We start from the raw sequence: 26452 nt of genomic DNA, 5'->3' as shown, positions 1-26452 counted from the left end.
GGGGGGCGCCGAGAGACGTTGAGCGGCGGCTATGAGGCCGGACACCCCGGGCGTCTCGAAGGGGGCATCGGGTCGCCCTCTCCCGCTCAGAAGAGTAGAGATCGATTGTTTCCCGGGGGTAACGCGAAATAGTGGGTGTCACGACTTATTTAATCGAGACGGCTCCTCATGCACCCTTTGTTTCATGCAGGTAAACATGCGCTGACTACTAGATATGGGGCGTGAGACGTGCTACGCGCCGCACCCACACCAGCCGTGGCTGCCGCCACGTCGGGAAGGCAGGCGTCATTTGAGGCTTCCCGTCGCTCTCGTCGACGCGTCGAGCCGCCACGAAGAGGCCGGTCGATTCCTGCGACCACACAACCATCGGTCAGCAACATAACCTTGCGCCACGAACCTTTTTCATGAAAATCATCCGGAGCATTCATGCAAGGTCTCATTCATCTCAAGAGAATGCGATTTCGACATTTCTCGTGAATTCATGATCGCGTCAAATGGATTTCTCACGAGCCCCTGAACTCATCTTTCCCACTGCACTCCGTGCAATTTTCTCGAATGGCGAGACGCGGACTGGACGGACGGCGGTTCGCCTTGTCGCCCACCGAGAATGCCGCCTCGCGGACCCCTGGCTCGCCTCGGAGTTTCCGCATCTTTCCTGGTCGCACCCCGGTGGATGGTCGAAGGTCCCCGCGCTTCGCGGCCGCCTCGGGGAAATGTCGGACTAATCCCCGGCCCCGCGATAGTGGAAGGACGGATGTCGTGAACTCATGATCAGCGCGAGGGCCTCACGCCCATTCCGCCGTGAGGTATCTCGAATGCTGAGAATGCGGCGTCGTGCACGGTCCCGCGATTGCCGTTGCGGGGCATCGCATTTCGTCCGCGACGCCCGCGGCCGGGAACGATCGGTGCGTCGTCGCATTCGGTCATTCATCGCCGCGGAGGGAATCCGGACGCATACTGGTGGCCATGTCACCGATCACGCACCCCCAGCTGGCGGCCACCGTCCTGGACACCGAGGACGTCGCCGGTCTCGCCGAGTTCTATCGCGGGCTCCTGGGCTGGGAGTACGCCGCGCAGAGCGGCCCGGCCGCGGAGGACGGCGACGAGTGGCGGACCCTCGTGGCCCCCTCCGGGACGCGGCTGTCCTTCCAGCGGGTCGACGCGCTGCCCCGCTCGACCTGGCCCGGCGTCGAGCGCCCCCAGCAGGTCCACCTCGACCTCACGGTCCCCGACGCCGCCGCGCTGAGGGGGCTTCACCCGCACGTCGTCGAGCTCGGCGCGACCCTGCTGCACGACGCCTCGGACGACCCGGACGAACTGGTCTGCATCTACGCGGATCCCGCCGGCCACCCCTTCTGCGTCTTCGTGCCGCTGCCCGCGGGGGGCTGAGCCGGGGCGATCCGCCCGCTCAGCCCCGCGCCGCGGCCCGGGACCGCTGCGCCACCAGCATGGCCACGGCCATCCCGGTGCCCAGCAGGGCAGCGAGCCCGCCCAGCAGCGAAGGCGCCCCGAGGCCCCAGCCGACGCCGATCACCGCGCCGCCGAACCAGGCGCCGAAGGCGTTGGCCAGGTTGAACGCCGAGTGGGTGAGCGCCGAGGAGATCTGCGGCGCGTGCGGCGCGCAGTCGATCAGGTGCATCTGCAGCGCCGGGGCCAGGGACTGCCCGCTGATGCCCACCAGCGTCATGAACAGCAGGGCCAGGGGCAGCACGTCCGCGGTCATGGAGAACAGCAGGAGCGAGACCATGAGCACGGCCATCGCCCCGGCCACGGTGCCGAGCACCGAGATGTCGGCCAGCCGCCCGCCCAGCATGTTGCCCACGACCATGCCGACGCCGTAGATCGCGAGCGCAAACGGCAGCATCGACGGCGCGAGCCCGGCGGTCTCGGTGAGCACCGGCGCGATGTAGGCGTACAGCGCGAACATCCCGGAGAACCCCACGATGGCCAGCAGGATCGCCAGCCATAGCCGCGGGGACCGCAGCGCGGAGAGCTCGTTGCGCATCGAGACGGAGGCCCCGACCGGCTGGGCGGGGATGACGGCCCGGATCATGACGCCGGTGACCACCGCGGCCCCGAGCGCGACGCCGAGCATCCAGCGCCAGCCGAAGTTCTGCCCCAGCCAGGTCACCACCGGGACCCCGACGACGTTGGCGATCGAGAGCCCGACCATGACCCACGACGCCGCCCGGGCCCGCTTGGCGGGCCCGACCAGCCCGGCGGCCAGCAGGCTGGCCCCCGCGAGGTACGCCCCGTGCGGCAGCCCGGACAGGAACCGCCCGGCCAGCAGCAGCCCGTAGGTCGGCGCGAGGAGGGACAGGGCGTGCCCGAGGACGAACAGTCCCAGCAGGGAGATCACGAGCGTGCGCCGCTCGATCCGCGCGGTCACGACCGAGAGCAGCGGGCCGCCGACGACGGCCCCAAGCGCGTAGGCGCTGACCAGGTTGCCGCCCTGCGAGAGGTCGATCCCGAGGTCGGCCACGGCCTCCTGGAGCAGTCCCATCATGGAGAACTCGGTGATGCCGATGGCGAAGCTGCCGAGCGCGAGGGCCAGGATCGCGACGGCGAGGCTCGCCCCCCTGCGCTGGTTTCGAGAGACGGCGGGGATCTGTCGGGTCATCTCTTCGGTGATCGGGCTGTTGAGCGTCACGCTGGCTGCCCTCCCTTCACGAGGTCGGTGGTCGGGTCCGCGCCGCGCCTCCCCCGGGATCCGCCGGGTCGAAGCGGGCACCCCCGGGTCAACCGGACGGGACGGGGTGCTATTCCCCCGATCCCGCGGATGGGGCGGTGATGTCGCTCGCATCGCGGGCGCCGGCGGCGACGGGGCTCGAACGGCCGGAGGCCGGGGATGGGAGATCACCCCCATCTCGTTCCCAGAACGGATTGGTATCATCGGGTCATGTCCGACATGACCTCGATCCACGTCGACCGCGAGCTGGCTGCCCAGGCGCATGCCAGTGGCGAGCGTGATCATCGCAGCGTGGACGATCAGATCAGTCACTGGGCCCGGATCGGGCGGGCGCTGGAGTCCGCGTCCCTTCCGGCACTCAGCGAGATCCGCGCTGTCCTGGACGGCGAGGGCTCGTATGACGACCTTCCCGAGACCACGCAGGCCGTGGTGCGGGGTGCCTGGGACGAACGCATGGATCAGCACCTGCGCGAGCTCGACCTGGTCGCGGAGTTCACCGAGGCGGGGCGGGGTTGGAGCGAAGTGGACGCCGAGGGCCGCCTGGTGAGGCGGCTCCCCGGGGTCGACGAGCCGTGACGCCAGTCCTGCACGTTCTGGCGGGGCCCAACGGCGCCGGGAAGTCCACCTTCGTCGAGCGAGTCGTCAAGCCTGCCACCCGCCTGCCATTCATCAACGCGGACGAGATTGCCGCCGAGCGGTGGAGGGATCCGGAAGGGCATGCCTACGAGGCAGCCCGGCTCGCAGCAGATCGCCGCCGGGATCTGCTGTCCCTCGGCCGATCCTTTATCACCGAGACGGTGTTCAGCCATCCCAGCGAAACGAGCCTCATCGCGGAAGCCGTGGATCTCGGCTATCACGTGACGATGCACGTCATCATGGTTCCTCTGCCTCTGGCACGGGCCCGCGTCGAGGACCGCGTCGCCCGGGGAGGTCATTCAGTTCCTCCGCAGAAGATCGGGGATCGGTACTCCCGCCTCTGGGGGCATGTCGCCGACGCCCGGCACATTGCGAGCAGAACCCTGATCTATGACAACTCCACCATCAAGAACCGCTTCCGTACGGTGGCCGAGTACGACCGCGGGATGCTCGCGTGGCACGCCAACTGGCCTCTGTGGTCGCCCCTGCCCCTCTGATCAAGAGTGCGGAGGGGCAGGGGCCAGGCCGCCGGTCGGATCAGCGCAGCCGGCGCAGCGCCCGGTCCAGGTCCTCGATCAGGTCCTCGGCGTCCTCGATGCCGGCGGAGAGGCGCACGACGTCGCGCGGCGGGGCCTGCGGGGTCCCCTGCGTCGAGCCGTGGGTCATGGTGGCCGGGTGCGAGATCAGCGACTCGACGCCGCCCAGGCTCACCGAGAGCCCGAAGACCTCGGTCGACTCCGCGACCGTGCGCGCCGCCTGCTCGCCGCCGGCGAGCTGAAACGTCACGATCCCGCCGAACCCGGACATCTGCCGCCGCGCGAGCTCGTGCGTCGGGTGCTCCGGCAGGCCCGGGTAGAAGACGCGCGCGACGTCGTCCTGCCCCGTCAGCCACTCCGCGATCGCCTGCGCGTTCTCGCAGTGCTGGCGGATGCGCACGCCGAGCGTCTTGAGGCCGCGAGTCGTCAGGAACGCGTCCTGCGGGCCGGCCACCGCACCGCCGGCGAACTGCTGGAAGCGGATCAGCTCGGCGAGCGGCTGGTCCTCCCACACGGCGTCGTCGATCACCAGGGCGCCGCCGAGCACGTCGGAGTGGCCGCCGATGTACTTGGTGGTCGAGTGGACGACGGCGTCCGCGCCGAGCGCGAGCGGCGTCTGCAGCGCGGGCGAGGCAAACGTGTTGTCGACGACCAGCAGGGCCCCGTGGGCGTGCGCGGCGCGTGACCACTCGTCGATGTCGACGACGGTCAGCAGCGGGTTGGTCGGCGACTCGAGCCACACGAGCTTGGTCGCGGGGTCCGCAAGCGCCTCGTCCCGGGCCGCGGCGTCGTCGGGGGCCACGAAGGTGGTCCGCACGTCCCAGCGGGAGTAGAGCTGGCTGAGCAGGCGGTGCGTGCCGCCGTAGGTCTCCCCGACGGAGACGACCCGGTCGCCCGGGCGCAGCGTGGCGCGCAGGAGCGCGTCCTCGGCCGCGATGCCCGAGGCGAACGCGAAGCCGTGGGCCCCGCCCTCGAGCGCGGCCAGCTGCACCTCGAGCCCGGTGCGGGTGGGGTTGCCGCCGCGCGAGTACTCGTAGCCGCCGCGCAGGGTCTCCACCGTGGGCTGGGTGAACGTGGAGGTCTGGTAGATCGGGGGGATGACGGCGCCGGTCAGGGGGTCGGGCGCCTGGCCGGCGTGCACCGCGGCGGTCCGGAAGCCCGGGCGGACCGTGGGACGGTCGGCATCCCGGGGCGTCGGGATCAGGGGGCTGAGGTCTTCGGTGACGGTCATGCTCGGACGGCCTCCTTCGCGGCGGGCTGGTGGGGAGTGCGGGGTGCGGCGTTGTCGGCGGTCAGCGCGGCGTCGGCGGCGGTGGGCGCGGCGACACTGGCGGCGGGCGCGGCATCGGCGGCCGACGAAGCGTTGTCGGTCGGCGCGGCGTTGTCGGCCGACGCCGTGGCACCGGCCCGCGCGTGGGCGGCGGTTTCCGCGGCGTCGCCCTTCACGGTCGCGGCGTCGAGCGCCTGGGCGAGGTCCGCCCAGAGGTCCGCGACGTCCTCGCGGCCGAGGGACAGCCGCACGGTCCGCTCGGTGATCTCGCCGGTCTCCCGGAGCTCCGGCGTCAGCCGGCAGTGGGTGGTCCAGGCGGGGTGGGTCGCCATCGAGCGGCCGTCGCCGATGTTGGCGGCCAGCTTGAACAGCCGGAGCGAGTCGAAGAACCGCTCGACGTCGTCGGTGTCCCCGTCGATCTCGAAGGACAGGACCGCGCCGGTGCCCCGAGGGAAGTCGCGGGCAGCGATGGCCGCGTCGCGGGAGCCCGGGACGCTGGGGTGCCTGACGACTCGCACTCCGGGGTGGGTGACGAGTCGTCGCGCGATCTCCTCCGCGACCCGGCAGTGGCGCTCGACGCGGACGTCCAGCGTCTCCACGCCCTCGAGCGCCTGCTGCGCGTTGAGCGGGGCGAGGCTGGGCCCGAGGTCGTTGAGCAGCTGCGCGCGGACCAGGTGCAGCAGGGCGCCGCGGTCGCCGAAGCCCTCGACCAGGGAGCGGCCGCCGAAGCGCCGGCGCGGCGCGGTGAACTGCGGCCACCGCTCGGGATCGGCGCTCGGGGCGAACCTCCCGGTGTCGACGACGACGCCGGCCAGCGAGGTGCCGTTGCCGGTGAGGTACTTGGTCACGGAGTGGACGACGACGTCGGCCCCCAGCGTCCCGGGCTGCAGCAGGTAGGGCGTGGCCAGCGTGTTGTCGACGACGAGCGCCGCCCCGACGCGGTGGGCGACCTCCGCGATCGCGGGGATGTCCGGCAGGTCCGCGTGAGGGTTGCCGATGGACTCGAGGACGAAGGCCCGCGTGCGGTCGGTCGCCGCCGCGGCCCACGCCGCCGGGTCGTGGGGGTCGACCCAGGTGACGCCGATGCCGGCCTCGGCCAGGGTGTCGTTGAGCAGGTCGGCGGTGCCCCCGTAGATCCGGTTGGACGCGACGACGTGGCCCGCCGGGACGTCCGGGTGCGGCTCGCCGTCGGGGCTCTGCCCGGAGCGGCCCGCGAGCGCCAGGATGGTCAGCGTGACAGCCGCCTGGCCGGAGGCCGTGGCGACGGCGCCCACGCCGCCCTCGAGAGCGGCGAGTCGTCGCTCCAGGAGGGCGACCGTCGGGCTGCCGGTGCGGGAGTAGGTGAATCCGGGCTCGCGCTGGGCGAAGCACTCGCGGGCGTCGCGCAGCGAGGCGAACTCGTACGACGCCGTCAGGTAGATCGGCGGGTGCACCGGGCGCGCGGCCGGCGGGTTGGCGGTGCCGCCGTGCACCTGGAGCGTGCCGATGCCGGGTGCGTCCGGGTGCGGATATGGCTCAGCAGACATGCTGTCCCCCTCGGGAAGGTGGGGCGCCTGGGAGTCCTCGAAGCGCCGTGCTTGCCGATGGGCGGACTGTGCCCACGGCCGGATCGTCATCTGGGGCACCCCATCACAGCGGGAAGGGTTGCCGACCGGCCAGCCAGAGCCGAAAGACCGGTGCTCGTGATCCTGCTTACGAACCTAACAGGAGCGCCGGAGGGCGGGAAGCAGATGACGCGCGGCGCAGGAGAGCCGTCACATCTCGGTAACGCTCGGGCGACGAGTCGTCACATGACGCCCGGGGAGGACGGCGCTGAGTGACGACGGGAGGACCCGGGTGAGGAGCGACGAGTCGTCACGCGGCGGAGAGGGGAAGCACGCTGAAGCGCTCGAGGACCACGGGCGTCGCGTCGTCGACGGCGAATTCCAGGTCGCCGAGCGCCGCGCGGAACAGGGGACTGTGCCAGAACTCCTCGTGCGCGGCGCGCCACCGGGCAACCGTCCCGTATCCCTCCCCCTCCGCGACGGCGTGCGCGAGGTCCACTTCGTCCAGGCGGACGACCCGCACCTCCGTCACCTCGGTGATGCAGACCGGTCGATCGTCGGAGTCGACGACCACCCGGCGGTCCCCTGGAGAGGGCAGCGGCTCGCCCTCGTGCTGGGTTTCCGCGAGCAGCGCCGTCGTCGAGGTCTTCCTGCCATCGAGGATCGCCACGACCAGTCGATCGCGCAGCGGACCGGGGAAGGCGTACTCGTCGCGGGGGAGGTCGTTCAGAGAGGACATGTGGCCGTTACCTTCCTCAGCCCGCCGTACCCCGGCGGTCATGCGGTCATGCGGTCATGCGGTCATGCGGTCATGCAACGATCCGGCTTCGGCGGTTCCGGGCGCGAGTCGTCACCCGTCGCCCTCCGCCTCTCCGTCGAATCGGTAGAGCATGGTGTGGCCGCCGAGGTCGTCCGGGCCTAGGTCCTCGAAGCCCGCCTTCTCGTAGGCGCGGCGAGCGCGGTCGTTGCCGTTCTCGACCGAGAGGCTAATTCCCGGATATCCCAGTTCGCGGGCCTGCCGGAGGACCTCCGCCAGGAGCCTGGACCCGAGCCCGCGGCCCTCCCGGCCGGCGCGGACCGCGATGGCCAGCTCGGGGTACTCGTCGGCGACGTATCCGTAGCCCGGGTCGTCGTCCGTGAGGCGGCGCAGCCAGGCGGCGCCGACCCGGGCGGCGTCGGCGTCCCCGGGAGGCGCCTCGCCCGATCGCCGCTCGGGGCGCGCCCCCTCGCCCGCACCGGGCACCTCCACCAGGACGACGCCGCCCTCCGCGGGCTCCCAGCCCTCGACGTATCGGTCCATGTCGTCGTCGAAGTTCTCCGGCAGCTCGCCGTCCGGCTCGCCCCAGGTCTCGGTGAGCACGAACATCTCGCGGATGAAGGCGCGGTCCGCCTCCTCGGCGGGGCGCGCGCTGTAAGTGGTATCGGCCATGCCGCCAGCCTATCCGGGGCCGCGGGGAGGGTCACGGCCTGTCCACCGAACGCTACCTGGGAGTAACCTGACTGCCATACGGGCAGCGCCGCCCGCGAGACGGCCCCGCCGCGGGTGGGGCTTCGAACGGGTCGGCGTGCGCGGGCGCCCCTGGTCCCGCGGCCCCTCTCGAAAGGACACGCTCGTGAACAACCGACAGCTCGGCTGCCTGACCGGGGTCGCCGCCGCGACCCTCCTCCTCAGTGCCTGCGGCGGCGGTGACGACTCGTCGACGGGTGGTGACGAGTCGCCAGCCTCGACGTCGTCCGCCTCCCCCGCGCCCGCGGCGTCGTCGGCGACGCCGAGCACCTCCCCCTCGGTTTCCGCGAGTGACGAGTCGCGGCCGTCGGACGCCACAAGCGGACCCGCCGCGAGCGATCCCGCCACCAGCCCCGCCGCCCCATCTCCCGACGCCGACCAACCGACTGCTGCGTCCCCCACGGCCGCTCCGGACGCCGCGGACGATCCGATCACCCCCGAGGCCGGTCCCGCGGGCCGCTCGGACCGCGGCTACCTCGTCAAGGAGATCGGCCAGCCCAGCTACATCAACGACTCCTCCGGGACCCCGGCGGTGACCTTTGTCGTCACCGACGTCGTCGCGGACCCGGTCTGCAGCGCGCCCTACGCGGCGGCGCCGGAGAACGGCCACCTGGTCCGCGTCGACGTCGAGGTGGAGACCGGCTCCGCCGCCTCGCTCGAGGAGCTCTTCTACGGCGACTCCTACTACTTCTCCGCCTCCGACTGGCGATTCGTCGACACCGAGGGCGTGCGCGCGAACACCACCGACACCGTCGCCTCGTGGTCCTGCCTCGAGCCCAGCGAGCAGCTCCCCATCGACATCGGCCCCGGGGAGCGCGTCACGGGCTCGGTGGTCCTGGACCTGCCCTCGACCGCGGGGACGCTGATCTATGTCCAGCCGCTCATCGACGACGGCTGGGAGTGGCGGATCGGGTGACCGCGGCCCGTCGCGCGGCCCCTCGCGGCAGGCCATCGGCCGGGAGGGGCCGCGGGCGGGCGCTGCGCCGCGTGACGGGCAATCCGCCGTCAGGAGGCCGGGCCATGTTCGGAAAGGCCCGTCGTTTCCGGATCCGCGTCCGGCGGGGCGCCCGCGTGGGTACGTTGTGCCCAGGTTCCGACGACGCAGCGCAGCGGTCTCGGCGCACCCCACCCACGAGGAGCGGAGGCGGAGCCCGTCGTCGACCGCCGGGACCCGCCGGCCCGCCGACGACCCGCGCCGAGAGCAACGGGCGGCGACCGCGCCCGCCCCGGCGCGCGTCATCGTTCCACTTCCTCGAAGGATCCGTCATGAAAACCCGCACCGCCGGCCGCCTGCTCGGCGCCGCCGCCCTCGTCCTCGCGCTGTCCGCCTGCGAGGGCACCATCACCGTCCAACCTCAAGAGTCGCCCTCCTCCAGCCCGGCCCCGTCGGGTACGACGTCCGCCCCCGCCGACTCCACTCCGGCAGCGGACCCGGGGCCGCAGGATTCCACTCCGGCCCCCGCACAGGCGCAGCCCCCTGTGGAGGAACCAGCTGATGCCCCCGCCGCCGGCCAACCTGCTCCCGGCGCCGTCGGCCAGCCGGCTCCAGGCCCCGTCGACCAACCGGTCTTCGGTCCGGGCACCTCATCCGTCGACTACGTGCCCAAGTTCATCGGCGAGGACGCATACCTCAACACCGTCGACGGGAGCCACGCCGTGACGTTCACCCTGAATGACGTCGTCTCCAACGTCTCGTGCGACTACCCGACGGCCCCCACTGCGGAGCACGGTCGCCTGATCCGACTCGACATCGACCTCCACACGGCTGGATCGGCCACCATGGAACAGGTGCTCGGCGCCAACTCCTTCGGTTTCTCGGGCCCCCAGTGGAATTTCGTGGATGCCAACGGGATCAGCACCAACTCGATCAACACGTTCTCCGCCTATTCCTGCCTGGACCCTGCTGGGACGTTCCCCTACGGGGTCGGCCCCAACGAGCACGTCACGGGATACATCGTCCTCGACATCCCCTCCACCTCCGGAACCCTGCGCTACATGGACCCCACCATCGGCCAGGGCTGGGAGTGGCAGATCGGCTGACGGCTGAACGTCGCGTCCCCTCCCCGGGCGGCCCGCCACGATAAAATTCGAGGACAGGGCCGTTCGACGGAGGGAGCGCGACGATGCAGCAGACCGGACGCTCGACCCGCCGTCGTGCAGTGGCCGACGCCCTCGCCGCACCCGCCCTCTACCTCCTCGCGATCCTCGCCATCGGCTGGTTCGTCGCCCCGCCGCTCCGCGTGGGCCTGCCCGCCCTCGGCGCGGGCCTGGCGATCGTGGGGCTCGCCGTGCTCTCGGTGCTGCGGCGTCGTCCCCCGTTCACCACCGCCGCGGACCGGATCACGCTGTTCCGCGTGACCCTCGCGGGGCTCTGCGCCGCGTCGACCGTGCTGATGCTGGCCGGCCAGCTCCCGGCCCGCGGCTGGCTGATCTCCGTGATCGTCTCGGTCACCCTGATCCTCGACGCCGTCGACGGCTGGGTGGCCCGCCGGACGGGAAGCTCCACGCCGGAGGGCGCCCGCCTGGACATGGAGTCCGACGCCGCCCTCCTCCTCATCCTCTCCACCGCCGCGGCCCTGACCCTGGGCCCGTGGGTCCTGGCGATCGGACTGATGCGCTACGCCTACGTCCTCGCCGCCCGGTTCCGCCGCCCGCTCCGAGCTGAGCTGCCGTTCAGCCAGTTCCGGCGGGTGGTCGCCGCGACGCAGGGGGTCGTGCTGCTGGCCGTGTTCGCCCCATTCATGCCGCTGCCGCTCGTGGGGGCCTCGGCCGCGGCGGCTCTGACCCTGCTGATCGCCTCGTTCGCGCGCGACGTCGTGCTCCTGGAACGGCGCGCGGCCACCGAGCGGCGTGCGGCAGTCGGCCCGCGCCCGGCCCCGGGACCCGGCCCCCGGCTGCGACGCCCGCGGCTACCGTAGGAGGACAGGAGTCCCCCGCGTCCGGGCGCCCCCGCGCCCGGACGGACGTCATCCCGCACCGACAGGAGCCCCCACCGCATGGATCCCACCCGCCGCCAGGACCCGACGTCGTCGCCCGCCCCCGCTGGGAGGGCCGCGCCCGCGGATGCGCCCGGCCCCGCGGCCTCCCCCGGCGGCTGCACGGCCTACTGGGTGACCGCACCGGGCGAGGGCGAGCTGCGCCGCGCCGAGCTCCCACCCCTCGGCCCCGGCGACGCCCTGGTCCGCACGCTCTACACGGGCATCAGCCGCGGCACGGAGCTGCTGGTGCGCGCGGGCCGGGTGCCCGACGCCGTCGCCGAGCGCATGCGCGCCCCGCACCAGGAGGGCTCCTTCGGCTTCCCGGTCAAGTACGGGTACCTCTCGGTCGGGATCGTGGAGGACGGCCCCGGCGAGCTGGTCGGGCGCCGAGTGTTCTGCCTCTACCCGCACCAGGACCGCTACGTCGTCCCGGCCGCCGACCTGGTGCCCCTGCCCGACGACGTCCCCAGCCGCCGCGCGATCCTCGCCGGCACCGTGGAGACCGTCCTCAACGCCGTGTGGGACGGCCCGCCGTGCGCCGGGGATCGGATCGCGGTGGTCGGGGCGGGGCTGATCGGGGCCGCGCTCGCCCGGTTGCTGGGGCGGTTCCCGCTGGACCGGCTGCAGGTCGTGGACCCCGACCCGGTGCAGCGCCTGCGGGCCGAGCGGCTCGGGATCGAGGCGGTCGATGTCGGCGATGCCGCCGGCGAGTGCGACCTCGTCTTCCACGCCTCCGCGACCCAGGCCGGGCTGGACCTGGGGCTCTCCCTGCTCGGCGACGAGGGGCAGCTGGTGGAGCTGTCCTGGTTCGGCACCCGCGCCCCCGAGGTCCCCCTCGGGGCCGACTTCCACGCCCGCCGGCTGAGCATCGTGGCCACGCAGGTCTCGCAGATCGGGCGGGCCCGGCGGAACCGGCGCGACCACCGCGAGCGCTTCGACTACGCGCTCCGGCTCCTCGCGGACCCGGCCTTCGACGAGCTGATCACGGGTGAGACCGAGTTCGCCGAGATCGAGGGGGCGCTCGCGGCGCTGGAGGCGGGGCGACTGCCCTCGGGGTGCCACGCGATCGCGTATCCGTAGGGGCGCCGGGCTCGTCTCCGCGTGTCGGCCTTTCGCTCCGCAGACATCAAGCAGACTTTCCGGGGACGTACCCCGCGGTACCAGCTTATGATCAGCTCACCGTGGCGAGCGCCCCGGGAGAGGGCGGTGATTACCATGGGCTCGGCTTCGCGGACGGCAAACAGCAGCTGGCGCGTCGCCACCGGTTGCTTCACCGTGGTCCTGGGGGTCTCGGCGGCCCTCCTGGCCTGGCCAGGCCTTCGGAGCTCCCTGCCCGCCACGCCGGTGTTGAGCTGGGCGCTCTGGTCCCTCGGTCCCCTGACGGTACTGATGGGGGTCTGGCTCGTCCGCGGCCGGTGGCGCGGCAGGGCCCTGGTGCTCTCCGGACATCCATGGAAGATCTGGCTCGGGGTGGGCACGATAGCGGTGCTTCTCACCTGCTTCGTCGTCCTGGCCCGCCCCATCCCGGGACGGAGCGGGGAGGACGTGGGGCCTCTGGTCCTCCCGGGGAGCATCGCGGTGGCGATCGCCGGCTGCCTGTGCCTGCTCTTCCTGCCGGACGGGGCGGAGGAGCCCCGGTTCCAGGGACCGCTCCGACTCACCGCGGCGCGGCGCCGCAAGGCGTACCGCCTCCTGCCGCTGTGCGGCCTCGCGGGCGTGGTCATCATGGCCGCCAGCTTCGCACTGGCTTGGTGGGACGTGGTGCCCGGAGCAAGCGCTGGCATGGGGTCCGGTCTGGTCGTCGTCGTGATGACCTGCGTACAGCTCCGCAGGGTGCGCGCCGCGGAGATCGTCGACGAGACACCCGGATCCCCACCGGACGGCACGGCGCACGACGCAGCCTGAGGCCCCGCAGAGCACACCGCCCGCGACGCGGCATGCCGGGTTTCCGCCGACCGAGGAGCGGCAGGGTGGCCGCCTACCGCGGCAGCGTCAGGATCTCCGCCCCGCCCTCGGTGATCGCGATCGTGTGCTCGCTGTGCGCCGCCCGGGCGCCGGTGGCGCTGCGCAGCGTCCAGCCGTCGGCGTCGGTCACCAGCTCGGCGGTGTCGGCCATGACCCACGGCTCCAGGGCCAGCAGCAGCCCGGGGCGCAGCTTGTACCCCCGGCCCGGCCGGCCGGTGTTGGGAACGTGCGGGTCCTGGTGCATGGTGGAGCCGATCCCGTGGCCGCCGAACTGCGTGTTGACCGGGTACCCGGCCTCCTCCAGGACCGAGCCGATCGCGGCCGAGAGGTCCCCGATGCGCGCGCCGGGCCGGGCGGCGTCGATCCCGGCGCTCAGGGCGCGCTCGGTGGCCCGGATCATCGCCAGGTCCTCCGCCGCCGGGGAGCCGCCGACGACGAAGCTCACGGCCGAGTCGGCGGCGATGCCGTCCAGGGTGACCGCGAGGTCGAGGGTCAGCAGGTCGCCGTCGGCCAGGGCGTAGTCGCGGGGCAGGCCGTGGAGCACGGCGTCGTTGACCCCGGTGCAGACGTAGTGGCCGAACGGCCCGCGGCCGAAGGACGGCGCGTAGTCGACGTAGCACGAGACCGCCCCGGCCTCCTCGATCATCTCCCGCGTCCAGCGGTCGATCTCCAGCAGGTTGACGCCGGGGACGCTGCGGCCCTTCAGGGTCTGGAGGATGCGGGCGACCAGGGCGCCCGCGGACCTCGCCCGGGCGATCTCGGCCGGGTTCAGGATCTCGATCATGCCGTGCCTCTTCTCAACGACCAATAACTATACCGGCCATACTATACCGGTATTACTATGGGATGCATGGTCAGACTTCCGCTCTCCCCTGCCGACGTCGAACGCGGGCGGCTCCTCGGCGCCCTGCTCCGGCGCGCCCGGGGCGGGCGCCCGATGCTCGAGGTGGCCCTCGACGCCGGCGTCTCCCCGGAGACGCTCCGCAAGATCGAGTCGGGCCGCGTCGCGACGCCGGCGTTCCCCACGATCGCCGCGATCGCCGGCGTCCTCGGCCTCTCGCTCGACGAGGTGTGGGCCGAGGTCAGCCGCCCCGAGCGCGACGCCGCCGCCTCGCCCGCCCGCGCCCTGCGCTGAACTACAGTGGTGGTGCGCGCCGCCACAGCCCGGGCGCGCACCGACCACTGAGAGGTGCCCGCGTGTTTCGTCTGACGGTCCGGAACCACATCATGATCGCCCACAGCCTGCCGGACGCGTTCTTCGGCCCCGCCCAGGGCCTGCACGGCGCGACCCTGGAGATCGAGGCGACCTGGCGACGTCGCGAGCTGGGCCCCCACGCCGTGGTCATGGACATCGGCGCGGCCTCGGAGATGCTCGACGCCGCCCTGGAGCCCCTGCGCTACCGGAACCTCGACGAGCACCCCGCCTTCGAGGGCCGGCTGAGCACGACCGAGGCCGTGGCCGAGCACGTGGCCCGGGACATCGCGGGGCGCTTCGACACCGAGGGCTTCGCGGGCCTCGAGATCCTGATCCGGGAGAACCCCGACGCCTGGGTCTCCTATGACCTCCCGTTCGAGTAGTCGCATCGACGACGCGGCGAGTGGTCACCCCGCGGAGCGGCCCAGCGCCCGAGCGACCCCCATGCCCCTGTCGCTCGTCCTGGTCGAGCCCGCCGACCTCCCCGGCCCCAGCGGCGGCCTGATCTTCAACTTCTCCCTGGTCCGGGCGCTGCGCGAGGCGGGCCACGCGGTGGAGGTCCGGCGCGTGCCCGGGGCGTGGCCCCGCCCTGGCGCCGGGGACCTCCTCACCCTGGGCCGCGCGCTGCGTCAGGACGTCGGCGGGCGGCCGGTGGTCGTGGACGGCATCGTCGCCTCGGCCGCCCCCGCGCAGGTGCGGGCCGCGGGCGAGGCGGGGAGCCGCGTCGTCGTGCTGGTCCACCTGCCCCTGCCCGCCGAGACCGGCCTGCCCGCCGAGGAGCGGGACCGCCTGGCCGCGGGCGAGCACGAGGCCCTGGCCGCCGCCGCCCGGGTGCTGTGCACGAGCGCCTGGGCCGCCCGGGACCTCGCGGAGCGGTACGGGATCCGGAAGCCGGGCGTCGTCGAGCCGGGGGTGGACGACGCCGCGCCGGCCCGCGGCAGCGACCCGCCCCGGATCCTGCTCCTCGGCTCCCTCACCCCGCGGAAGAACCCCCTGGCGGTCCTGCGCGCCCTGGGCCGACTGGCCGACCTGCCCTGGACGGCGTCGCTCACCGGCCCCTTCGACGAGTCGTCACCCTACGTCCGCCGTGTGCTCGACGCCGCCCGCGCGCTCGGACCCGGCCGCGCGGAGGTCACCGGCCCGCTGACCGGGCGCCCGCTCGACGAGGCGTGGGACCGCGCCGACCTGCTGGTCCTCGCCTCCACGGCGGAGACCTACGGGATGGTGGTCGCCGAGGCGCACGCGCGCGGGATCCCCACCCTGGTGGGGGCGGGCACCGCCGCCGAGGACGTGCTCCGCGGATCCGGGCCGACGCCCGGCGCGGCCGTGGACCCAGCTGACGAGGCCGCCATCGCCCTCGCCCTCCGACGCTGGCTCGTCGATTCGCGGCTGCGCCTCGCGTGGCGGGAGGCCGCGCTGCAGCGCCGTGATAATCTCCGACCGTGGAAGCAGACAGCAGAGACCCTGGTCACGCACCTGAACCGGTCGTGAGGCCGATCCCGGCCTCGTGGCTGACGCTGCGCCGCGAGGCCGACCACCGCGCCCGCGAGCACTCGCTCCCCCTCCTCGACGCCCTCGTCGAGCACGTCGGCCACCGCGAGTCGGTCGAGCTGATCGACATCGGCGCCGGGACGGGCTCCAACCAGGCGTGGCTGGCGCCCCGGCTCCCGTTCGAGCAGGTCTGGACCCTGCTGGACCACGACGCCGCCCTGATCGGCGAGACGACCTCGGCCGAGGGCCACCCCCGCGTCCTCGAGACCCGCCGGATCGTGGCGGGCATCGGCGAGCTGGACGGCCTGATCCCCGAGGGGTCCTCCCCTGTCGTGACCTGCTCCGCCGTCCTGGACCTGCTCACCCGCGCCCAGGCGGGCCAGCTGGCCCGCGTCGTCGCGGACCGCCGTCTGCCGGCCCTGTTCAGCCTCACCGTGACCGGCGACGTCGCGCTCGGGCCCGCCGACCCCCGGGACCGCACGGTCGCCGAGGCCTTCAACGCCCACCAGCGCCGCGAGGGGCTGCTGGGCCCCGACGCCGTCGGCGTCGTCACCGACCTGCTCCGCGAGGCGGGGTGCCGAGTCGTCACCCGGGCCACCGACTGGTCGCTCGGGCCGGAGCAGGCGCCGCTCATCGAGAAGTACCTGCGCGACCGGGCCGACGTCGTCGTCGAGCACGACGCCGCCGCGGAACCCGAGGCGTCCTCCTGGCTCGCCGCACGCCTCGAGCTGCTCGCCCGCGGCGGGCTGAGCCTCACCGTGGCCCACACGGACATCCTGTCCCTGCCCGCGGCCGCCCCGGCCGTCCCGGCTGCCGAAGCCGCCGGGAACGCCGCACCCGCTGCGGACCGGGCCCCGGATCCGGGCCCGGGCCCCGAACCGGACCCGGGCCCCGAACCGGACACGGCGGGGCGGTGACGCCCCGGAGCCCGACGCCGCGCCCCGGCCGCCGCACCCTGCTGCTGACGCTCCTGCAGGTCGGCGTCGCCGCGGCGATCCTCGGCTGGCTCTTCTCGCTCTGGGGCGCCCACCCGTTCCTCGAGGCGCTGCGGCGCCTGCCCTGGTACGCCGTCCCGCTCGGGATGGCGCTGGGGGCGATCGGCGTGCTGACGCAGGCGCAGCGGTGGCGACTCGTCGCGCGGCACCACGGGATCGACGTCGGGTTCGGCTCCGCGGTCGCGCGGGTCTGGCAGGCGGCGTTCCTGAACAGCGTGCTCCCGGGCGGCCTGGTCGGCGACGCGCTGCGGGTCGTGGACGACAGCTCCGACGCGGACGCGCCCGGCAGGCGGCGGGCGCTGGGCAGGAGCCTCGCGGCGGTCTCCGCGGAGCGACTGGTCGGGACCGCCGTGGTCTTCGCGGGCGCGGCCCTCGCGCTGATCGGCCCTGGCCGCTCGGCGCGGCGGTGTGCGGCGGCGTCGCGGTGGCCGTCGGGGCCGGCGCCCGGCCGTGGCTGCGCGGCCTGGGGGTCCGCGGCCTGGCCCGGGTCACGGGGCTGTCCGTGCTGGGGTGGGCGGGGTTCCTGGCGATGTTCGCGCTCTCGTGCGCCGCGATCGCCCCGCAGGTGGCCGGGGCGGACGTGCCGGGCCTCGGGGCGATCACGCTCGGCGGGATGTCGGTGCCCCTGAACGTCGGCGGATGGGGGCCGCGGGAGGGCGCGGCGGCCTTCGGCTTCGGGCTTCTCGGTTACCCGGGCGGCGTCGGGCTCAGCGTCTCGGTGGGCTACGGCGTGCTGGCGCTGGCCTCGACGCTGCCGGGGGCCGCCGTGCTGGTGAGCCGCCTCGCCCGGCGGCGCCGCTCGCGGGTCTGAGGACCCGGAGCGCGAGCAGCGAAATGCGAGCTACGCGCTACAGGCCATAAGCCACAACTGACAAACCAAGGCCATGGGCCACAGTCCCGCTTCACACGCCGGACGGCTGACGGCTCACCGCCCCGGGCAGCCCGCCCGCCCCCTCAGGCGCCGGAAAGGTCTAGGACCGTGCAGACGTCCTCGCCCAGCATGAACTGTCGGGCGGGGAAGCGGCGGGCGTCGGCCAGGACGTCCTCCCCGGCGAAGCGCAGGCCGGGGACGCCGTCGCCGATCAGCAGCGCGGCCGTGGTCAGGTACAGCCGGTCCACGGCGCCCGCGTGGACGAAGCGCGAGACGGTCCGGCCGCCGCCCTCGACCAGCACGCGACCCAGCCCCCGCTCGGCCAGGAGGTCCAGCAGCCCGGCGGGCTCGAGGTCCCGCAGGCCCGGGACCGGCAGGACCGTCACGTGCGGGGCGACCTCCGGCGTCGGGATCCCGGCGTCGATCAGCCACAGGGTGGGTGACGAGTCGTCGGTGAGGACGCCCGAGGCGCGCGGGGTGCGGGCCCCGGGGTCGAGGATCACGCGGGTCGGGTTCTGCCCCGAGACCGCGCGGACGGTGAGCTGCGGGTCGTCGGACTCCACGGTGCGCCAGCCGACCAGGACGGCGTCGACGAGCGCGCGCAGCCGGTGCAGGTGGGTCCGGTCCTCCTCGCCGGTCACGAACTCGGCGTCGCCGGTCCGGGAGGCGATGAAGCCGTCCAGGCTCTGCCCGAGCTGGGCGACCGCGAACCGGCTCCCGCGCGCCACGAGCGGCCCGTAGCGGTCCACGAGCTCCCGGTCCGACGCCGTGAGCGGCGCCTCCGGGACGCGGCCGGAGGTGAGCTCGGACCAGACGTCGCCGGCCGGGAGGTGGTCGTGGCCCATGCGGCTGCGCTTGACGTCGAGGTAGCGGGCGTTCTCGGCGCGGTCGGCCACGGGGAGGCGGACCCTCTCCGTGACCTCGATCCCCAGGCGCGTCAGCTCCTCCTGCTTGGCCGGGTTGGAGGAGAGCAGCCGGATGCGGCTCACCCCGAGGTCGCGCAGGATCGCGGCGCTCTGGGCGTAGTCGCGCGCCTCGGCGGGCAGGCCGAGGTGGATGTTCGCGTCGACCGTGTCCAGGCCGCCGTCCTGCAGCTCGTAGGCGCGCAGCTTGTTGAGCAGGCCGATGCCGCGGCCCTCGTGCCCGCGCGCGTACACGACGACGCCCGCCCCCGCCGCACTGATGACGCTCAGGGCGGCCGCGAGCTGCTCGCCGCAGTCGCAGCGCAGCGAGCCGAACGCGTCGCCGGTGAGGCACTCGGAGTGGATCCTGACCAGCGGGCCCGGGCCGCCCACCGCGGCGGGGTCGCCGTAGACGAGGGCGACGTGCTCGGTCCCCGCGTCGTTCTGGTACCCGATCATGTCGAAGATCCCGTGGACGGTGGGGAGCACGGTGGCGGTCACCCGCTCGACGTCGGCCGCGGGGTGGGCGGAGTCTGCGTTCAGAGGCATGGTTTCAGCCTAATCGGCCAGGGCCGGCGCGCGGTGACCCCCGTCATGTTCCGCGATGGGCGGACGGCGTCGCGCTCTGCCGGCGGGACGGGCTAGCCGCAGGGGGGCCGAGGTGTGCCATCCGTCAGGGGGCCTGGATGTGGAAACCGGCCAGGGACCGGGGTGCGGAATCCGCCAGGGGCCGGGGAGGGGCATTCAGCGGGGGCCGCGGCGGGTCTTCGTCGCGGGTCCGGGCGGGTCATCCGTCGTCATCGGGCGCGCCCGCACGGACGCGGATGGGAGGCTGGGGGAATGAGGAACCAGGTACCCGACGACGGCGGCTTCAAGCCCGGCACGAGCGACGGTCCCATGGCGTCGATGCCCGACGCCCAGGAACGGGGGCGCCCCTCCGGAGGGCGCGTCGTCGGGATCGTCGCGACGCTGATCGTGATGCTGGGGATCCTCGCGGCCGTCGTCCTGCTGTGAGGGCGGCGGGCGAGAGGGCCTCCGCCCGGGCCCGGCCGCTCAGAGCGGCTCCCCGCGCTCCAACTTCCCCACGACCTTCTCCAGCCGCCGACGCCGGGTGGCATCGGTGTGCGCCGTCATGAGGGGGAAGATGACCGAGTAGCGTCCCCCCGAGCCGAGGGCCTCGAACCGCTCGCGCGCCGCGGGCGAGGCCTCGAGCGCCGCCACGAGGTCCGGCGGCGCCTCCGCCGCGGCGGGCCCCGCGTAGGCGCGCTCCCACCGGCCGTCGGACATGGCCGCGGCGATCTCGGCGTGCCCGCGCTCGCGCATGCGGCGCTCCTCGATCAGGCGCTCCACGATGCCGATGTTGCGGAGGGACCACAGCGAGCGCCTGCGGCGCGGGGTGTAGCGCTGGATGAAGGTCGCGGCGTCGCGGGTCCTGCGCTGGCCATCGATCCAGCCGCTGCACAGGGCCTCCTCGAGGGCCTCGGCGTAGGTCAGCGACGTCGGGTCCTGCGTCCCCTTCTTGGCCAGCACCAGCCACACGCCGTCGGAGGCGTGCTCGTGCTCGTCGAGCCAGGCCCGCCAGGCGGCGGCGTCCGTCACGATCAGCTCTGAGTCGTCGCCCATCGGAGGCCTCCCGCATCGTCGTCGATCCTGCCGATCAGTCTTGCACACGGCACCGTCCGCCCGGCGGGGCCTCACTCTCCGGGCGGTGGCTCGTGGGGAAGCATCTGGATCTGGACCGAGACCGGGCGCCGTTCCTCCGGTCCCGCACCGGCCGGGTGCGCCGGGGCTCCGCGGCGTCGGTATCGGTCCATCAGGGCGCGCAGCTCACGCCGCAGCTCCAGCCCCTCGGCCGGGGTGACGTCGACGACCCAGTCGCTGAGCAGGGCCACGTCCTGCCAGGCGCGGTCCATTCCGGCCCGCTGGTCGAGGTACCGCTCCATCCCGTCCGCGTAGGCCACGACGACCGACCGCAGGAACGCCTCGTAGGCCTCCTCGCCCTCCGGCTCGGGCCCGAGGTCCTCTCGCTCCGCGCTCGTCACGGGGTGCGCGGCCCTCCACCATCGCTGCCGTCCGCTCCCCGGGCGCTCCTCCTCGACCACGTAGCCGTAGGCGGCCAGCTGCCGGAGGTGGTAGCTGGTGGACCCCGTGTTAAGACCCAGGGCCGCGGCCAACCGCGTCGCCGTCGAGGGCCCGTGCACGCGCAGGTGGCCGAGCAGCCTCAACCGCAGAGGATGGGCCACGCCCCGCATCGAGCGGGCATCGAGGCGCGCCGCCTCGGGCATCTCGGAGGGACCGGGCGGAGGGCCGGCACGGTGATCGTCCATGGCACCACCCTACTGATCCGCCCCGTGCCCCGGGTCCCGCGGCGAGCCGTCCCCACTCGGGCGGTCCATCGCCGCCCAACCGCGGTCCAGGATCGGCAGGCACGTGACGCAGAGGTACGTCGCGCCCAGCAGGAAGAGCGCGGCGGGCAACGACGCGGCCGCCGCCAAGCCCCCGCCGAGTGCGCCGCCGGCGGGCATGCCGGCCCAGGCCACCGAGCTCCCCAGGGCGCCGACACGCCCCACCAGGCCGGCCGGGATCCGCTCGTACGCGACGGCGCCGATGATCGGGTTCAGGAACCCGCTGGCGAAGCCCGCAACGGCGAACACCCCGAGGACCCACGGCAGCGGGAGGTCGGCGGCGAGGACCAGGTAGCGCGGCGCGCCGGCCAAGAAGAAGCCGAGGACGTAGGTGACCCGGCGAGGGAGCAGGTGGCCGAGGGCCGCGGCGATCCCCCCGCTCACGACCGCCGCGCCCCCCAGGACGGCGGCCAGCAGCCCCACGGTCCCCGCACCCCGGCCGCTCTCGAAGGCCCACAGCGGGAGGACGACCGCGAAGAGCGCCTGGTCGAGGGCGTTGGTCGCGGCGGCCATGAGGTAGATCCGCAGCAGCAGGGGCTCGCGCCGGAGATGCACGGCGCCCTCACCGAGCCGCGCGAGATACCCCCGGAAGGGCTCGATCCCGCGTGGCGCCCGCTCCCCCTCCCAAGAGGGAAGCACAGCCCGATCGAGGCGCGCCTTCGCACGGCCGGACGACCCCGCTTCCCCGCAGGAGGGAAGCGTCCGGAGCAGGAGCACGCCCGCGCCGAGGAAGCAGCCCGCCGTGATCCACAGGGCCGGCGCGGCGCCCAGCCACGCGATGACCGCCCCGGCGGCCGCGGCCCCCACCGTGGTGGCCAGCCTCTCCCCGGCGCCGACCAGCCCGGTAACCCGCTCCAGCGGCCGCCCCGCCCGCGCCGCCACCATTGGCACGGCGGCGGCCTTGGCGCCGTCGGCGGGTCCCGTCGTCGCGCCCGTCAGCAGCACCAGCCCCAGGAAGGCCCAGAGCGGCAGCGCCCCCAGGGCGTCGAGCAGCGGGATGAGCATGACGACGACGCCGCTCACCCCCTCGCCCCAGACCGCCACCCGCCGTGGCCCCCACCGGTCCACGAGCGGTCCGCCGAGGGCCTTGGCCACGACGTAGGGGGCCGTCTGGACGACCGCAGTGGCCCCGGTCAACGACGGGCTCCCCGTGGAACTGATCACGAACCAGGGCAGCGCGATCATGGCCAGCCTGGTCCCCACCAGGGAGACGACGTTGCCGGTCACGAGCCCGGCGATGCCCGCGCCACCGGGGTGCTGCGGTGTGAGGCCCATGCCTTTCACACTACGTGCACAGATATCTTTGCACAATAGTATTTGCTAGATCGGACTGCCCCCTCAGAGTGGGACATCCCACAACTCATCGCTTCATCGCCAGGCAAGGAATAAGGTAAGCCTTAGCAAAGTGATGCGTCGCATGGCAGACGATGACTGGGTGCAAGTGGCCGTCATACACCTGACCCCGGTCCCCGTCAACGTCACGCCCCGCCGCACGTCGGAAGCGCAGCCGCAGCGGTTGCAATAAGGACAACGTGGTGTAACTTAATCCGAGTTCGCCCCGAAGTTAGGAGAGCCTCAGTGAGCCTTCCCGCCATCACGCCCTATCGGCTGGATTCCGGTGAGCGGTGGAACAACCGCACCTCCTGGACCCTGGACCCGGATCGCGCCATGCTGCTGATCCACGACATGCAGAACCACTTCATCGACGCCTTCGACCGCCGCCCCGAGAGCCAGATCGAGCTCGCCATCGAGGAGATCGCCTCGCTGCGCGTCCACTGCGCCGAGGCCGGCGTCCCCTCGATCTACACGGCCCAGCCGCCCTCGCAGGACCCCGCCGACCGCCAGCTGCTCACCGAGTTCTGGGGCCCGGGGCTCGACGACGAGCGCGCCGCCTCGATCATCGACCGGCTCACCCCGACCGAGCGGGACACCATCCTCACCAAGTGGCGCTACAGCGCCTTCTTCCGCAGCGACCTCGAGCACCGCATGCGCAACCACGGCCGCGACCAGCTGATCATCACCGGCGTCTACTCCCACATCGGGTGCCTGACCACCGCGCTCGCGGCCTTCATGCTCGGCTTCCAGGTCTTCTTCGTCTCCGACGCGCAGGCCGACTTCACCGAGGCGGACCACCGCATGGCCCTGGAGTACGTGGCCAAGCGCTGCGGCCAGACCTGCCTCAGCGAGGACGTCAAGGCCGCGCTGTCCCGCGGCGCCTCGGTCGGCGCCTCCGCCGGCGGGGTCCTGACCGCATGAGGGAGAAGCCCGCGGCCATCCTCGTGACGGGGGCCTCCAGCGGCATCGGGCGCGACGTCGTCGAGCTCCTCGCCGAGCGGCACGCCGAGCACGGCCGCCCCGTCATCGTCGCCGCCGACATCACCGAGCGGGATCCCGCGCACTCCGAGCGGTCCGCGCCCCCTGCCCGGGCCGTCGTCGAGCGCCTCCCGCTCGACGTCGCCGACGCCGACGCCGTGGACGACGCCGTCCGCGAGCTGGGCGAGCGGTACCGGCTGCGCGCCCTCGTGAACGCCGCCGGGACGCTCACCTCCGCCCCCGCCCTGGAGACCACCGGCGAGGAGACCCGCCGCATGGTCGAGGTCAACGCCCTGGGCGTGGCGCACGTCAGCGCCGCGGCCGCACGGGTGATGGTCGAGCAGGGCGGGCACGTCCCGGGCGAGCGTCCCGAGCGCGCCATCGTCACCGTCGCCTCCAACGCGGGCACCGGGCCGCGGGCCGGCTTCTCGGCCTACGGCGCGAGCAAGGCCTTCGCCTCGCACTACACCCGCAGCCTCGGCCTGGAGATCGCGGAGCACGGCATTCGGTGCAACGTGGTCAACCCGGGGACCACGCGCACGCCGATGGTCGAGGAGCTGTGGGGCGGCGTCGACCGCGCCGCGGAGGCGGTCGCCGGGGATGCCACCGTGTTCCGGCCGGGCATCCCGCTGGGCCGCGTCGCGGAGGCCCGCGACGTCGCCGAGGTCGTGGAGTTCCTCGTCTCGCCGCGCGCCGCGCACGTGACCCTGGCCGAGATCAGCGTGGACGGGGGTGCGACGCAGCGATGAGCCTGGACACCTTCGCCCCCGGCGGATCCCCCGCCGCCGCCGAGCCGGTCCGCCGCGACCCCGACTTCACCATGACCTCCGGGCGCTGGACCCTGCGCGCCGAGGGCGGGGAGCGCGCAGCCCCGGCGTTCGCCGACCCCGACGCCGCCCCGGAGCTCCTCGCGAACCTGCGGGAACGCGAGCGCGCCACCGGCCGCGCGCACGTCCTCTACGGGATGATCCCCTTCGACCTCTCCGAGCCCGCCGACCTGCGCGTGACCGACCGCGCGGCGTGGCGGCCGCGCTCCGTCGAGCCCGCGGCGCTCGGCTCCGCGGGGGACCCCCTCCCGCCGGAGGACTCCCCCGCCTACCGGTCCATCGTGGCCGACGCGCTGGAGCGGATCGAGGCCGAGGAGGTGCAGAAGGTCGTGCTCTCCCGCACGATGACGCTCGACCTCGGCCCCGAGCACCGCGCGGAGGCCGAGCGGGTCATCGCCGAGCGCCTCGCGGCCTCGAGCCGCCGCGCCGACGTCTTCCGCGTCCGGCTGGCCGACGGAGCCACGTGGATCGGGGCGAGCCCCGAGATCATCGCCGACGTCAGCGACTCCCGGTTCCTGACCCACCCGCTGGCCGGCTCCCTGCCGCGCGTCCCCGGGGGGCTCGACGCCGCCCAGGCCGCCGCGCGCCTCGCCGGCTCGGCCAAGGACCTCCACGAGCACCGGTTCGTCACCCGGCACATCGTGCAGGCCCTGGAGCCGCTGGCCCGCGAGATCTCCGCGCCGGAGGAGCCGGAGCTGTTCGGCACCGACGCCATGTGGCACCTGGGCACCCGGATCGGGGGGCGGCTGCGGCCGGAGGTCTCGGCCCTCGAGGCGGCCCTGGCCATCCACCCCACCCCCGCGGTGGGCGGGGCGCCGACCCAGCCCGCGCTGCGGATGATCCGCGAGCTGGAGGGATCCTCGCGCGGGTTCTACTCGGGACTCGTCGGGTGGACGGACTCGAGCGGGAACGGGCGCTGGTCGCTGGTCCTGCGCTGCGCGAGCCTGCGCGGGGACGCCCTGACGCTCTACGCCGGGGCCGGCGTCGTCGCCGGGTCCACCCCGTCCGGGGAGCACGCCGAGACCGGGGCGAAGTTCAGCACCATGCTGCGCACCCTGGAGGGGTTGCTCTAAGAGGCACCGGTACGGCGCCGGGGCCTCGCGCGGCCGACGCCGGCCATGTCTCACGCAAGAAGGCCCGCTCCGTCGTCACGGGGCGGGCCTTCTTGCGTCACAGGGGGGGGTGCCGCGTCCTGGTGGGGGCCCGGCCGGTGCGGACCCGAGCAGACCGAGGCGTCCCAGAGGCCCGGGGCTCCGATCCCCGAGGTCCAGGCTCCAAGCTCCGGGCTCCGAGGAGAGAGTCCTCAGACCCCGATCCGGACCAGCCCCAGCTGGGCGGCGTGGATCAGGACCTGGACGCGGTCGCGCACGCCCCACTTGTCCATGACGCGGCCCATGTGGGTCTTCACCGTGGCCTCGGCGAGGTACAGCTCGGCCGCGATCTCGGCGTTGGAGTTCCCCTGCGCCAGCGAGAGCACGACCGCGAGCTCCCGCTCGGTCAGGCCGTGCTCGACCGTCATGCCGGGCAGCAGCGGGCCGCTCGAGGCGTCCCGGACGGCGTCGATGAGGTCCGAGGCCACCTGCGGCGCGATGACCCCGTTGCCCTCGTTCACGCCCCGGATCGCCGCGATCACCTCGTCCGGCTCCGCGTCCTTGACGATGTAGCCGGACGCGCCCGCGCGCAGGGCGGGCACGAGGTACTGCTCCGAGGAGAAGGTGGTGACGGCGAGGACCCGCGTCCTAGGGAACTCGCGGGTGATGAGCCGGGTGGCCTCGACGCCGTCCATGACGGGCATCTGCATGTCCATCACCACGACGTCGGGGGCGAGGCTGCGCACCTGTTCGATGGCCTCGGCGCCGTTGGAGGCGTCTCCCACCACCCTCATACCTTCGGATCCGCTGACGAATACCTTCAGCGCCTTAGCCATGAGCGGCTGGTCATCGACGATGAGCACCTCGATCACGATGTGACCTCCCTGTTGCGCGCGCCGCAGTCTCAAGAAATGCGAGTTAGATCAGCGGAAACGATACGAAAGTTGGAACCAATACGCTGAATTTTACACCAGACTGGTTAGCATCTACCTAAGTGTGTAGCAATGAGTACTGAGGAGTACACCATGCGTCGCATCGCCGCCATCGCCGCTCTCGCCATCTTCGCCACCATCCCGATGGGCGCGGCCTCGGCCGCTCCCGCGCAGGCAGCACCCCTGTCCGCGCAGGGGTCCGTCACCACCTATTCGTGGCTGTGCCACGCCTTCTATTTCTGCCGCTGACGTCGCAGAGGGGGCTGAGGTCTCGCCTTCGCCCCCCTCGGAGGTTTCCCCGACCA

At 73.4% G+C, this 26452-nt stretch carries 29 protein-coding genes, 1 pseudogene and 1 riboswitch; of the genes and pseudogenes, 19 read left to right on the top strand and 11 right to left on the bottom strand.

Annotated features, from left to right (window positions below):
• Positions 1-966: 966 nt before the first annotated feature.
• Positions 967-1389, top strand: coding sequence for a VOC family protein (locus tag NBM05_RS02980; protein ID WP_254165007.1), 423 nt, complete (start codon positions 967-969; stop codon positions 1387-1389).
• A 19-nt stretch (positions 1390-1408) separates the two neighbouring features.
• Here NBM05_RS02980 and NBM05_RS02975 read toward each other — a convergent pair whose 3' ends face one another.
• The gene (locus NBM05_RS02975) at positions 1409-2650 is read right to left on the bottom strand and encodes an MFS transporter (RefSeq protein ID WP_254165005.1); all 1242 of its coding nucleotides are present in this window, start codon (positions 2648-2650) and stop codon (positions 1409-1411) included.
• A gap of 249 nt (positions 2651-2899) precedes the next feature.
• Here NBM05_RS02975 and NBM05_RS02970 point away from each other — a divergent pair, with 249 nt between their 5' ends.
• Complete coding sequence (locus NBM05_RS02970) at positions 2900-3265, top strand: TA system antitoxin ParD family protein (RefSeq protein ID WP_254165003.1); 366 nt, start codon at positions 2900-2902, stop codon at positions 3263-3265.
• Positions 3262-3822, top strand: a complete 561-nt coding sequence (locus tag NBM05_RS02965) for an ATPase (RefSeq protein WP_254165001.1) — start codon at positions 3262-3264, stop codon at positions 3820-3822. Before NBM05_RS02970 ends, NBM05_RS02965 begins: the two co-directional genes overlap by 4 nt.
• A 40-nt stretch (positions 3823-3862) precedes the next feature.
• On the opposite strand, the gene NBM05_RS02960 is transcribed toward NBM05_RS02965, so the two are convergent.
• The 4 genes from NBM05_RS02960 to NBM05_RS02945 form a co-directional block, all read right to left on the bottom strand.
• On the bottom strand, positions 3863-5092 hold the full coding sequence (locus NBM05_RS02960) for a cystathionine gamma-synthase (protein WP_254164999.1): 1230 nt from the start codon (positions 5090-5092) through the stop codon (positions 3863-3865).
• Entirely contained in the window at positions 5089-6657 is a 1569-nt protein-coding gene (locus tag NBM05_RS02955; RefSeq protein WP_254164998.1) for an O-acetylhomoserine aminocarboxypropyltransferase/cysteine synthase family protein, read from the bottom strand. Before NBM05_RS02955 ends, NBM05_RS02960 begins: the two co-directional genes overlap by 4 nt.
• 42 nt (positions 6658-6699) lie before the next feature.
• Positions 6700-6819, bottom strand: a riboswitch (SAM riboswitch).
• Between the two features lie 166 nt (positions 6820-6985).
• A complete protein-coding gene (locus NBM05_RS02950; RefSeq protein WP_254164997.1) occupies positions 6986-7414 on the bottom strand; it encodes an ASCH domain-containing protein in 429 nt (142 codons plus the stop codon).
• Between the two features lie 111 nt (positions 7415-7525).
• A complete protein-coding gene (locus NBM05_RS02945; protein ID WP_254164996.1) occupies positions 7526-8104 on the bottom strand; it encodes a GNAT family N-acetyltransferase in 579 nt (192 codons plus the stop codon).
• Between the two features lie 184 nt (positions 8105-8288).
• Between NBM05_RS02945 and NBM05_RS02940 the strand changes: the two genes are divergently transcribed.
• The 5 genes from NBM05_RS02940 (at position 8289) to NBM05_RS02920 (ending at position 13065) form a co-directional block, all read left to right on the top strand.
• The gene (locus NBM05_RS02940; protein ID WP_254164995.1) at positions 8289-9098 is read left to right on the top strand and encodes a DUF4352 domain-containing protein; all 810 of its coding nucleotides are present in this window, start codon (positions 8289-8291) and stop codon (positions 9096-9098) included.
• 350 nt (positions 9099-9448) lie between these two features.
• Complete coding sequence (locus NBM05_RS15325; protein ID WP_302183637.1) at positions 9449-10222, top strand: hypothetical protein; 774 nt, start codon at positions 9449-9451, stop codon at positions 10220-10222.
• 83 nt (positions 10223-10305) lie between these two features.
• Positions 10306-11100 carry a CDP-alcohol phosphatidyltransferase family protein gene (locus NBM05_RS02930; RefSeq protein ID WP_254164994.1) on the top strand — a complete coding sequence of 265 codons (795 nt, stop codon included), beginning with the start codon at positions 10306-10308 and terminating at the stop codon, positions 11098-11100.
• Between the two features lie 78 nt (positions 11101-11178).
• Positions 11179-12240 (top strand): zinc-dependent alcohol dehydrogenase, encoded by a 1062-nt coding sequence (locus tag NBM05_RS02925; protein WP_254164993.1) that lies wholly within the window; start codon positions 11179-11181, stop codon positions 12238-12240.
• 135 nt (positions 12241-12375) lie between these two features.
• Positions 12376-13065 (top strand): hypothetical protein, encoded by a 690-nt coding sequence (locus NBM05_RS02920; RefSeq protein WP_254164992.1) that lies wholly within the window; start codon positions 12376-12378, stop codon positions 13063-13065.
• A gap of 73 nt (positions 13066-13138) precedes the next feature.
• On the opposite strand, the gene map is transcribed toward NBM05_RS02920, so the two are convergent.
• Positions 13139-13909: a type I methionyl aminopeptidase gene (gene map / locus NBM05_RS02915; RefSeq protein ID WP_254164991.1), complete on the bottom strand. Its 771-nt coding sequence runs from the start codon at positions 13907-13909 to the stop codon at positions 13139-13141.
• Between the two features lie 66 nt (positions 13910-13975).
• Here map and NBM05_RS02910 point away from each other — a divergent pair, with 66 nt between their 5' ends.
• The 6 genes and pseudogenes from NBM05_RS02910 (at position 13976) to NBM05_RS15560 (ending at position 17617) form a co-directional block, all read left to right on the top strand.
• Positions 13976-14260 carry a helix-turn-helix domain-containing protein gene (locus tag NBM05_RS02910; RefSeq protein WP_254164989.1) on the top strand — a complete coding sequence of 95 codons (285 nt, stop codon included), beginning with the start codon at positions 13976-13978 and terminating at the stop codon, positions 14258-14260.
• A gap of 62 nt (positions 14261-14322) precedes the next feature.
• Positions 14323-14703, top strand: a complete 381-nt coding sequence (locus tag NBM05_RS02905) for a 6-pyruvoyl trahydropterin synthase family protein (RefSeq protein ID WP_254164988.1) — start codon at positions 14323-14325, stop codon at positions 14701-14703.
• 61 nt (positions 14704-14764) lie between these two features.
• Positions 14765-15811, top strand: coding sequence for a glycosyltransferase family 4 protein (locus tag NBM05_RS02900; protein ID WP_254164987.1), 1047 nt, complete (start codon positions 14765-14767; stop codon positions 15809-15811).
• Complete coding sequence (locus tag NBM05_RS02895) at positions 15808-16728, top strand: hypothetical protein (protein WP_254164986.1); 921 nt, start codon at positions 15808-15810, stop codon at positions 16726-16728. The genes NBM05_RS02900 and NBM05_RS02895 overlap by 4 nt, the downstream gene beginning before the upstream one ends.
• Positions 16725-17177, top strand: a pseudogene (locus NBM05_RS15780) (lysylphosphatidylglycerol synthase transmembrane domain-containing protein); the annotation flags it as partial. The gene NBM05_RS02895 and the pseudogene NBM05_RS15780, both read left to right, overlap by 4 nt.
• A gap of 53 nt (positions 17178-17230) precedes the next feature.
• Entirely contained in the window at positions 17231-17617 is a 387-nt protein-coding gene (locus NBM05_RS15560) for a hypothetical protein (protein ID WP_254164985.1), read from the top strand.
• 143 nt (positions 17618-17760) lie between these two features.
• Here NBM05_RS15560 and ribA read toward each other — a convergent pair whose 3' ends face one another.
• Positions 17761-19128 (bottom strand): GTP cyclohydrolase II, encoded by a 1368-nt coding sequence (gene ribA, locus NBM05_RS02885; protein WP_254164984.1) that lies wholly within the window; start codon positions 19126-19128, stop codon positions 17761-17763.
• Between the two features lie 291 nt (positions 19129-19419).
• Here ribA and NBM05_RS02880 point away from each other — a divergent pair, with 291 nt between their 5' ends.
• Entirely contained in the window at positions 19420-19593 is a 174-nt protein-coding gene (locus NBM05_RS02880; protein WP_254164983.1) for a hypothetical protein, read from the top strand.
• A gap of 39 nt (positions 19594-19632) precedes the next feature.
• On the opposite strand, the gene NBM05_RS02875 is transcribed toward NBM05_RS02880, so the two are convergent.
• The 3 genes from NBM05_RS02875 to NBM05_RS02865 all read right to left on the bottom strand — a co-directional run bounded on the left by NBM05_RS02875 (position 19633) and on the right by NBM05_RS02865 (position 22259).
• Positions 19633-20202 carry a YdeI/OmpD-associated family protein gene (locus tag NBM05_RS02875; protein WP_254164982.1) on the bottom strand — a complete coding sequence of 190 codons (570 nt, stop codon included), beginning with the start codon at positions 20200-20202 and terminating at the stop codon, positions 19633-19635.
• A gap of 71 nt (positions 20203-20273) precedes the next feature.
• Entirely contained in the window at positions 20274-20906 is a 633-nt protein-coding gene (locus NBM05_RS02870) for a winged helix-turn-helix domain-containing protein (RefSeq protein WP_254164981.1), read from the bottom strand.
• Positions 20907-20915: 9 nt separating this feature from the next.
• Positions 20916-22259, bottom strand: coding sequence for an MFS transporter (locus tag NBM05_RS02865; protein ID WP_254164979.1), 1344 nt, complete (start codon positions 22257-22259; stop codon positions 20916-20918).
• Between the two features lie 303 nt (positions 22260-22562).
• On the opposite strand from NBM05_RS02865, the gene NBM05_RS02860 reads away from it, so the two are divergent.
• The 3 genes from NBM05_RS02860 to NBM05_RS02850 are packed head-to-tail and all read left to right on the top strand — an operon-like array spanning position 22563 to position 25197.
• The gene (locus tag NBM05_RS02860) at positions 22563-23240 is read left to right on the top strand and encodes an isochorismatase family protein (RefSeq protein WP_254164977.1); all 678 of its coding nucleotides are present in this window, start codon (positions 22563-22565) and stop codon (positions 23238-23240) included.
• Complete coding sequence (locus NBM05_RS02855) at positions 23237-24046, top strand: SDR family oxidoreductase (protein ID WP_254164975.1); 810 nt, start codon at positions 23237-23239, stop codon at positions 24044-24046. Before NBM05_RS02860 ends, NBM05_RS02855 begins: the two co-directional genes overlap by 4 nt.
• The gene (locus tag NBM05_RS02850) at positions 24043-25197 is read left to right on the top strand and encodes an isochorismate synthase (protein WP_254164974.1); all 1155 of its coding nucleotides are present in this window, start codon (positions 24043-24045) and stop codon (positions 25195-25197) included. Before NBM05_RS02855 ends, NBM05_RS02850 begins: the two co-directional genes overlap by 4 nt.
• Positions 25198-25427: 230 nt before the next feature.
• Here the strand turns inward: NBM05_RS02850 and NBM05_RS02845 are convergent, their stop codons facing one another.
• Entirely contained in the window at positions 25428-26087 is a 660-nt protein-coding gene (locus NBM05_RS02845; RefSeq protein ID WP_254164973.1) for a response regulator, read from the bottom strand.
• Between the two features lie 153 nt (positions 26088-26240).
• Here NBM05_RS02845 and NBM05_RS02840 point away from each other — a divergent pair, with 153 nt between their 5' ends.
• Positions 26241-26396, top strand: coding sequence for a hypothetical protein (locus tag NBM05_RS02840; RefSeq protein WP_254164972.1), 156 nt, complete (start codon positions 26241-26243; stop codon positions 26394-26396).
• The last annotated feature ends 56 nt before the right edge of the window (positions 26397-26452 follow it).

Origin of the sequence: Rothia santali (genome assembly GCF_024199905.1) — a bacterium.
Taxonomy (GTDB): domain Bacteria; phylum Actinomycetota; class Actinomycetes; order Actinomycetales; family Micrococcaceae; genus Rothia; species Rothia santali.
This window is presented reverse-complemented; position numbering and strand designations above follow the sequence as displayed.

Coding starts and splice junctions, on each gene's coding strand:
- NBM05_RS02980 (WP_254165007.1), top strand. CDS start 967: ATGTCACCGATCACGCACCCCCAGCTGGCGGCCACCGTCCTGGACACC.
- NBM05_RS02970 (WP_254165003.1), top strand. CDS start 2,900: ATGTCCGACATGACCTCGATCCACGTCGACCGCGAGCTGGCTGCCCAG.
- NBM05_RS02960 (WP_254164999.1), bottom strand. CDS start 5,092: ATGACCGTCACCGAAGACCTCAGCCCCCTGATCCCGACGCCCCGGGAT.
- NBM05_RS02955 (WP_254164998.1), bottom strand. CDS start 6,657: ATGTCTGCTGAGCCATATCCGCACCCGGACGCACCCGGCATCGGCACG.
- NBM05_RS02950 (WP_254164997.1), bottom strand. CDS start 7,414: ATGTCCTCTCTGAACGACCTCCCCCGCGACGAGTACGCCTTCCCCGGT.
- NBM05_RS02945 (WP_254164996.1), bottom strand. CDS start 8,104: ATGGCCGATACCACTTACAGCGCGCGCCCCGCCGAGGAGGCGGACCGC.
- NBM05_RS15325 (WP_302183637.1), top strand. CDS start 9,449: ATGAAAACCCGCACCGCCGGCCGCCTGCTCGGCGCCGCCGCCCTCGTC.
- NBM05_RS02930 (WP_254164994.1), top strand. CDS start 10,306: ATGCAGCAGACCGGACGCTCGACCCGCCGTCGTGCAGTGGCCGACGCC.
- NBM05_RS02925 (WP_254164993.1), top strand. CDS start 11,179: ATGGATCCCACCCGCCGCCAGGACCCGACGTCGTCGCCCGCCCCCGCT.
- NBM05_RS02920 (WP_254164992.1), top strand. CDS start 12,376: ATGGGCTCGGCTTCGCGGACGGCAAACAGCAGCTGGCGCGTCGCCACC.
- map (WP_254164991.1), bottom strand. CDS start 13,909: ATGATCGAGATCCTGAACCCGGCCGAGATCGCCCGGGCGAGGTCCGCG.
- NBM05_RS02910 (WP_254164989.1), top strand. CDS start 13,976: ATGGTCAGACTTCCGCTCTCCCCTGCCGACGTCGAACGCGGGCGGCTC.
- NBM05_RS02900 (WP_254164987.1), top strand. CDS start 14,765: ATGCCCCTGTCGCTCGTCCTGGTCGAGCCCGCCGACCTCCCCGGCCCC.
- ribA (WP_254164984.1), bottom strand. CDS start 19,128: ATGCCTCTGAACGCAGACTCCGCCCACCCCGCGGCCGACGTCGAGCGG.
- NBM05_RS02880 (WP_254164983.1), top strand. CDS start 19,420: ATGAGGAACCAGGTACCCGACGACGGCGGCTTCAAGCCCGGCACGAGC.
- NBM05_RS02875 (WP_254164982.1), bottom strand. CDS start 20,202: ATGGGCGACGACTCAGAGCTGATCGTGACGGACGCCGCCGCCTGGCGG.
- NBM05_RS02870 (WP_254164981.1), bottom strand. CDS start 20,906: ATGGACGATCACCGTGCCGGCCCTCCGCCCGGTCCCTCCGAGATGCCC.
- NBM05_RS02865 (WP_254164979.1), bottom strand. CDS start 22,259: ATGGGCCTCACACCGCAGCACCCCGGTGGCGCGGGCATCGCCGGGCTC.
- NBM05_RS02855 (WP_254164975.1), top strand. CDS start 23,237: ATGAGGGAGAAGCCCGCGGCCATCCTCGTGACGGGGGCCTCCAGCGGC.
- NBM05_RS02850 (WP_254164974.1), top strand. CDS start 24,043: ATGAGCCTGGACACCTTCGCCCCCGGCGGATCCCCCGCCGCCGCCGAG.
- NBM05_RS02840 (WP_254164972.1), top strand. CDS start 26,241: ATGCGTCGCATCGCCGCCATCGCCGCTCTCGCCATCTTCGCCACCATC.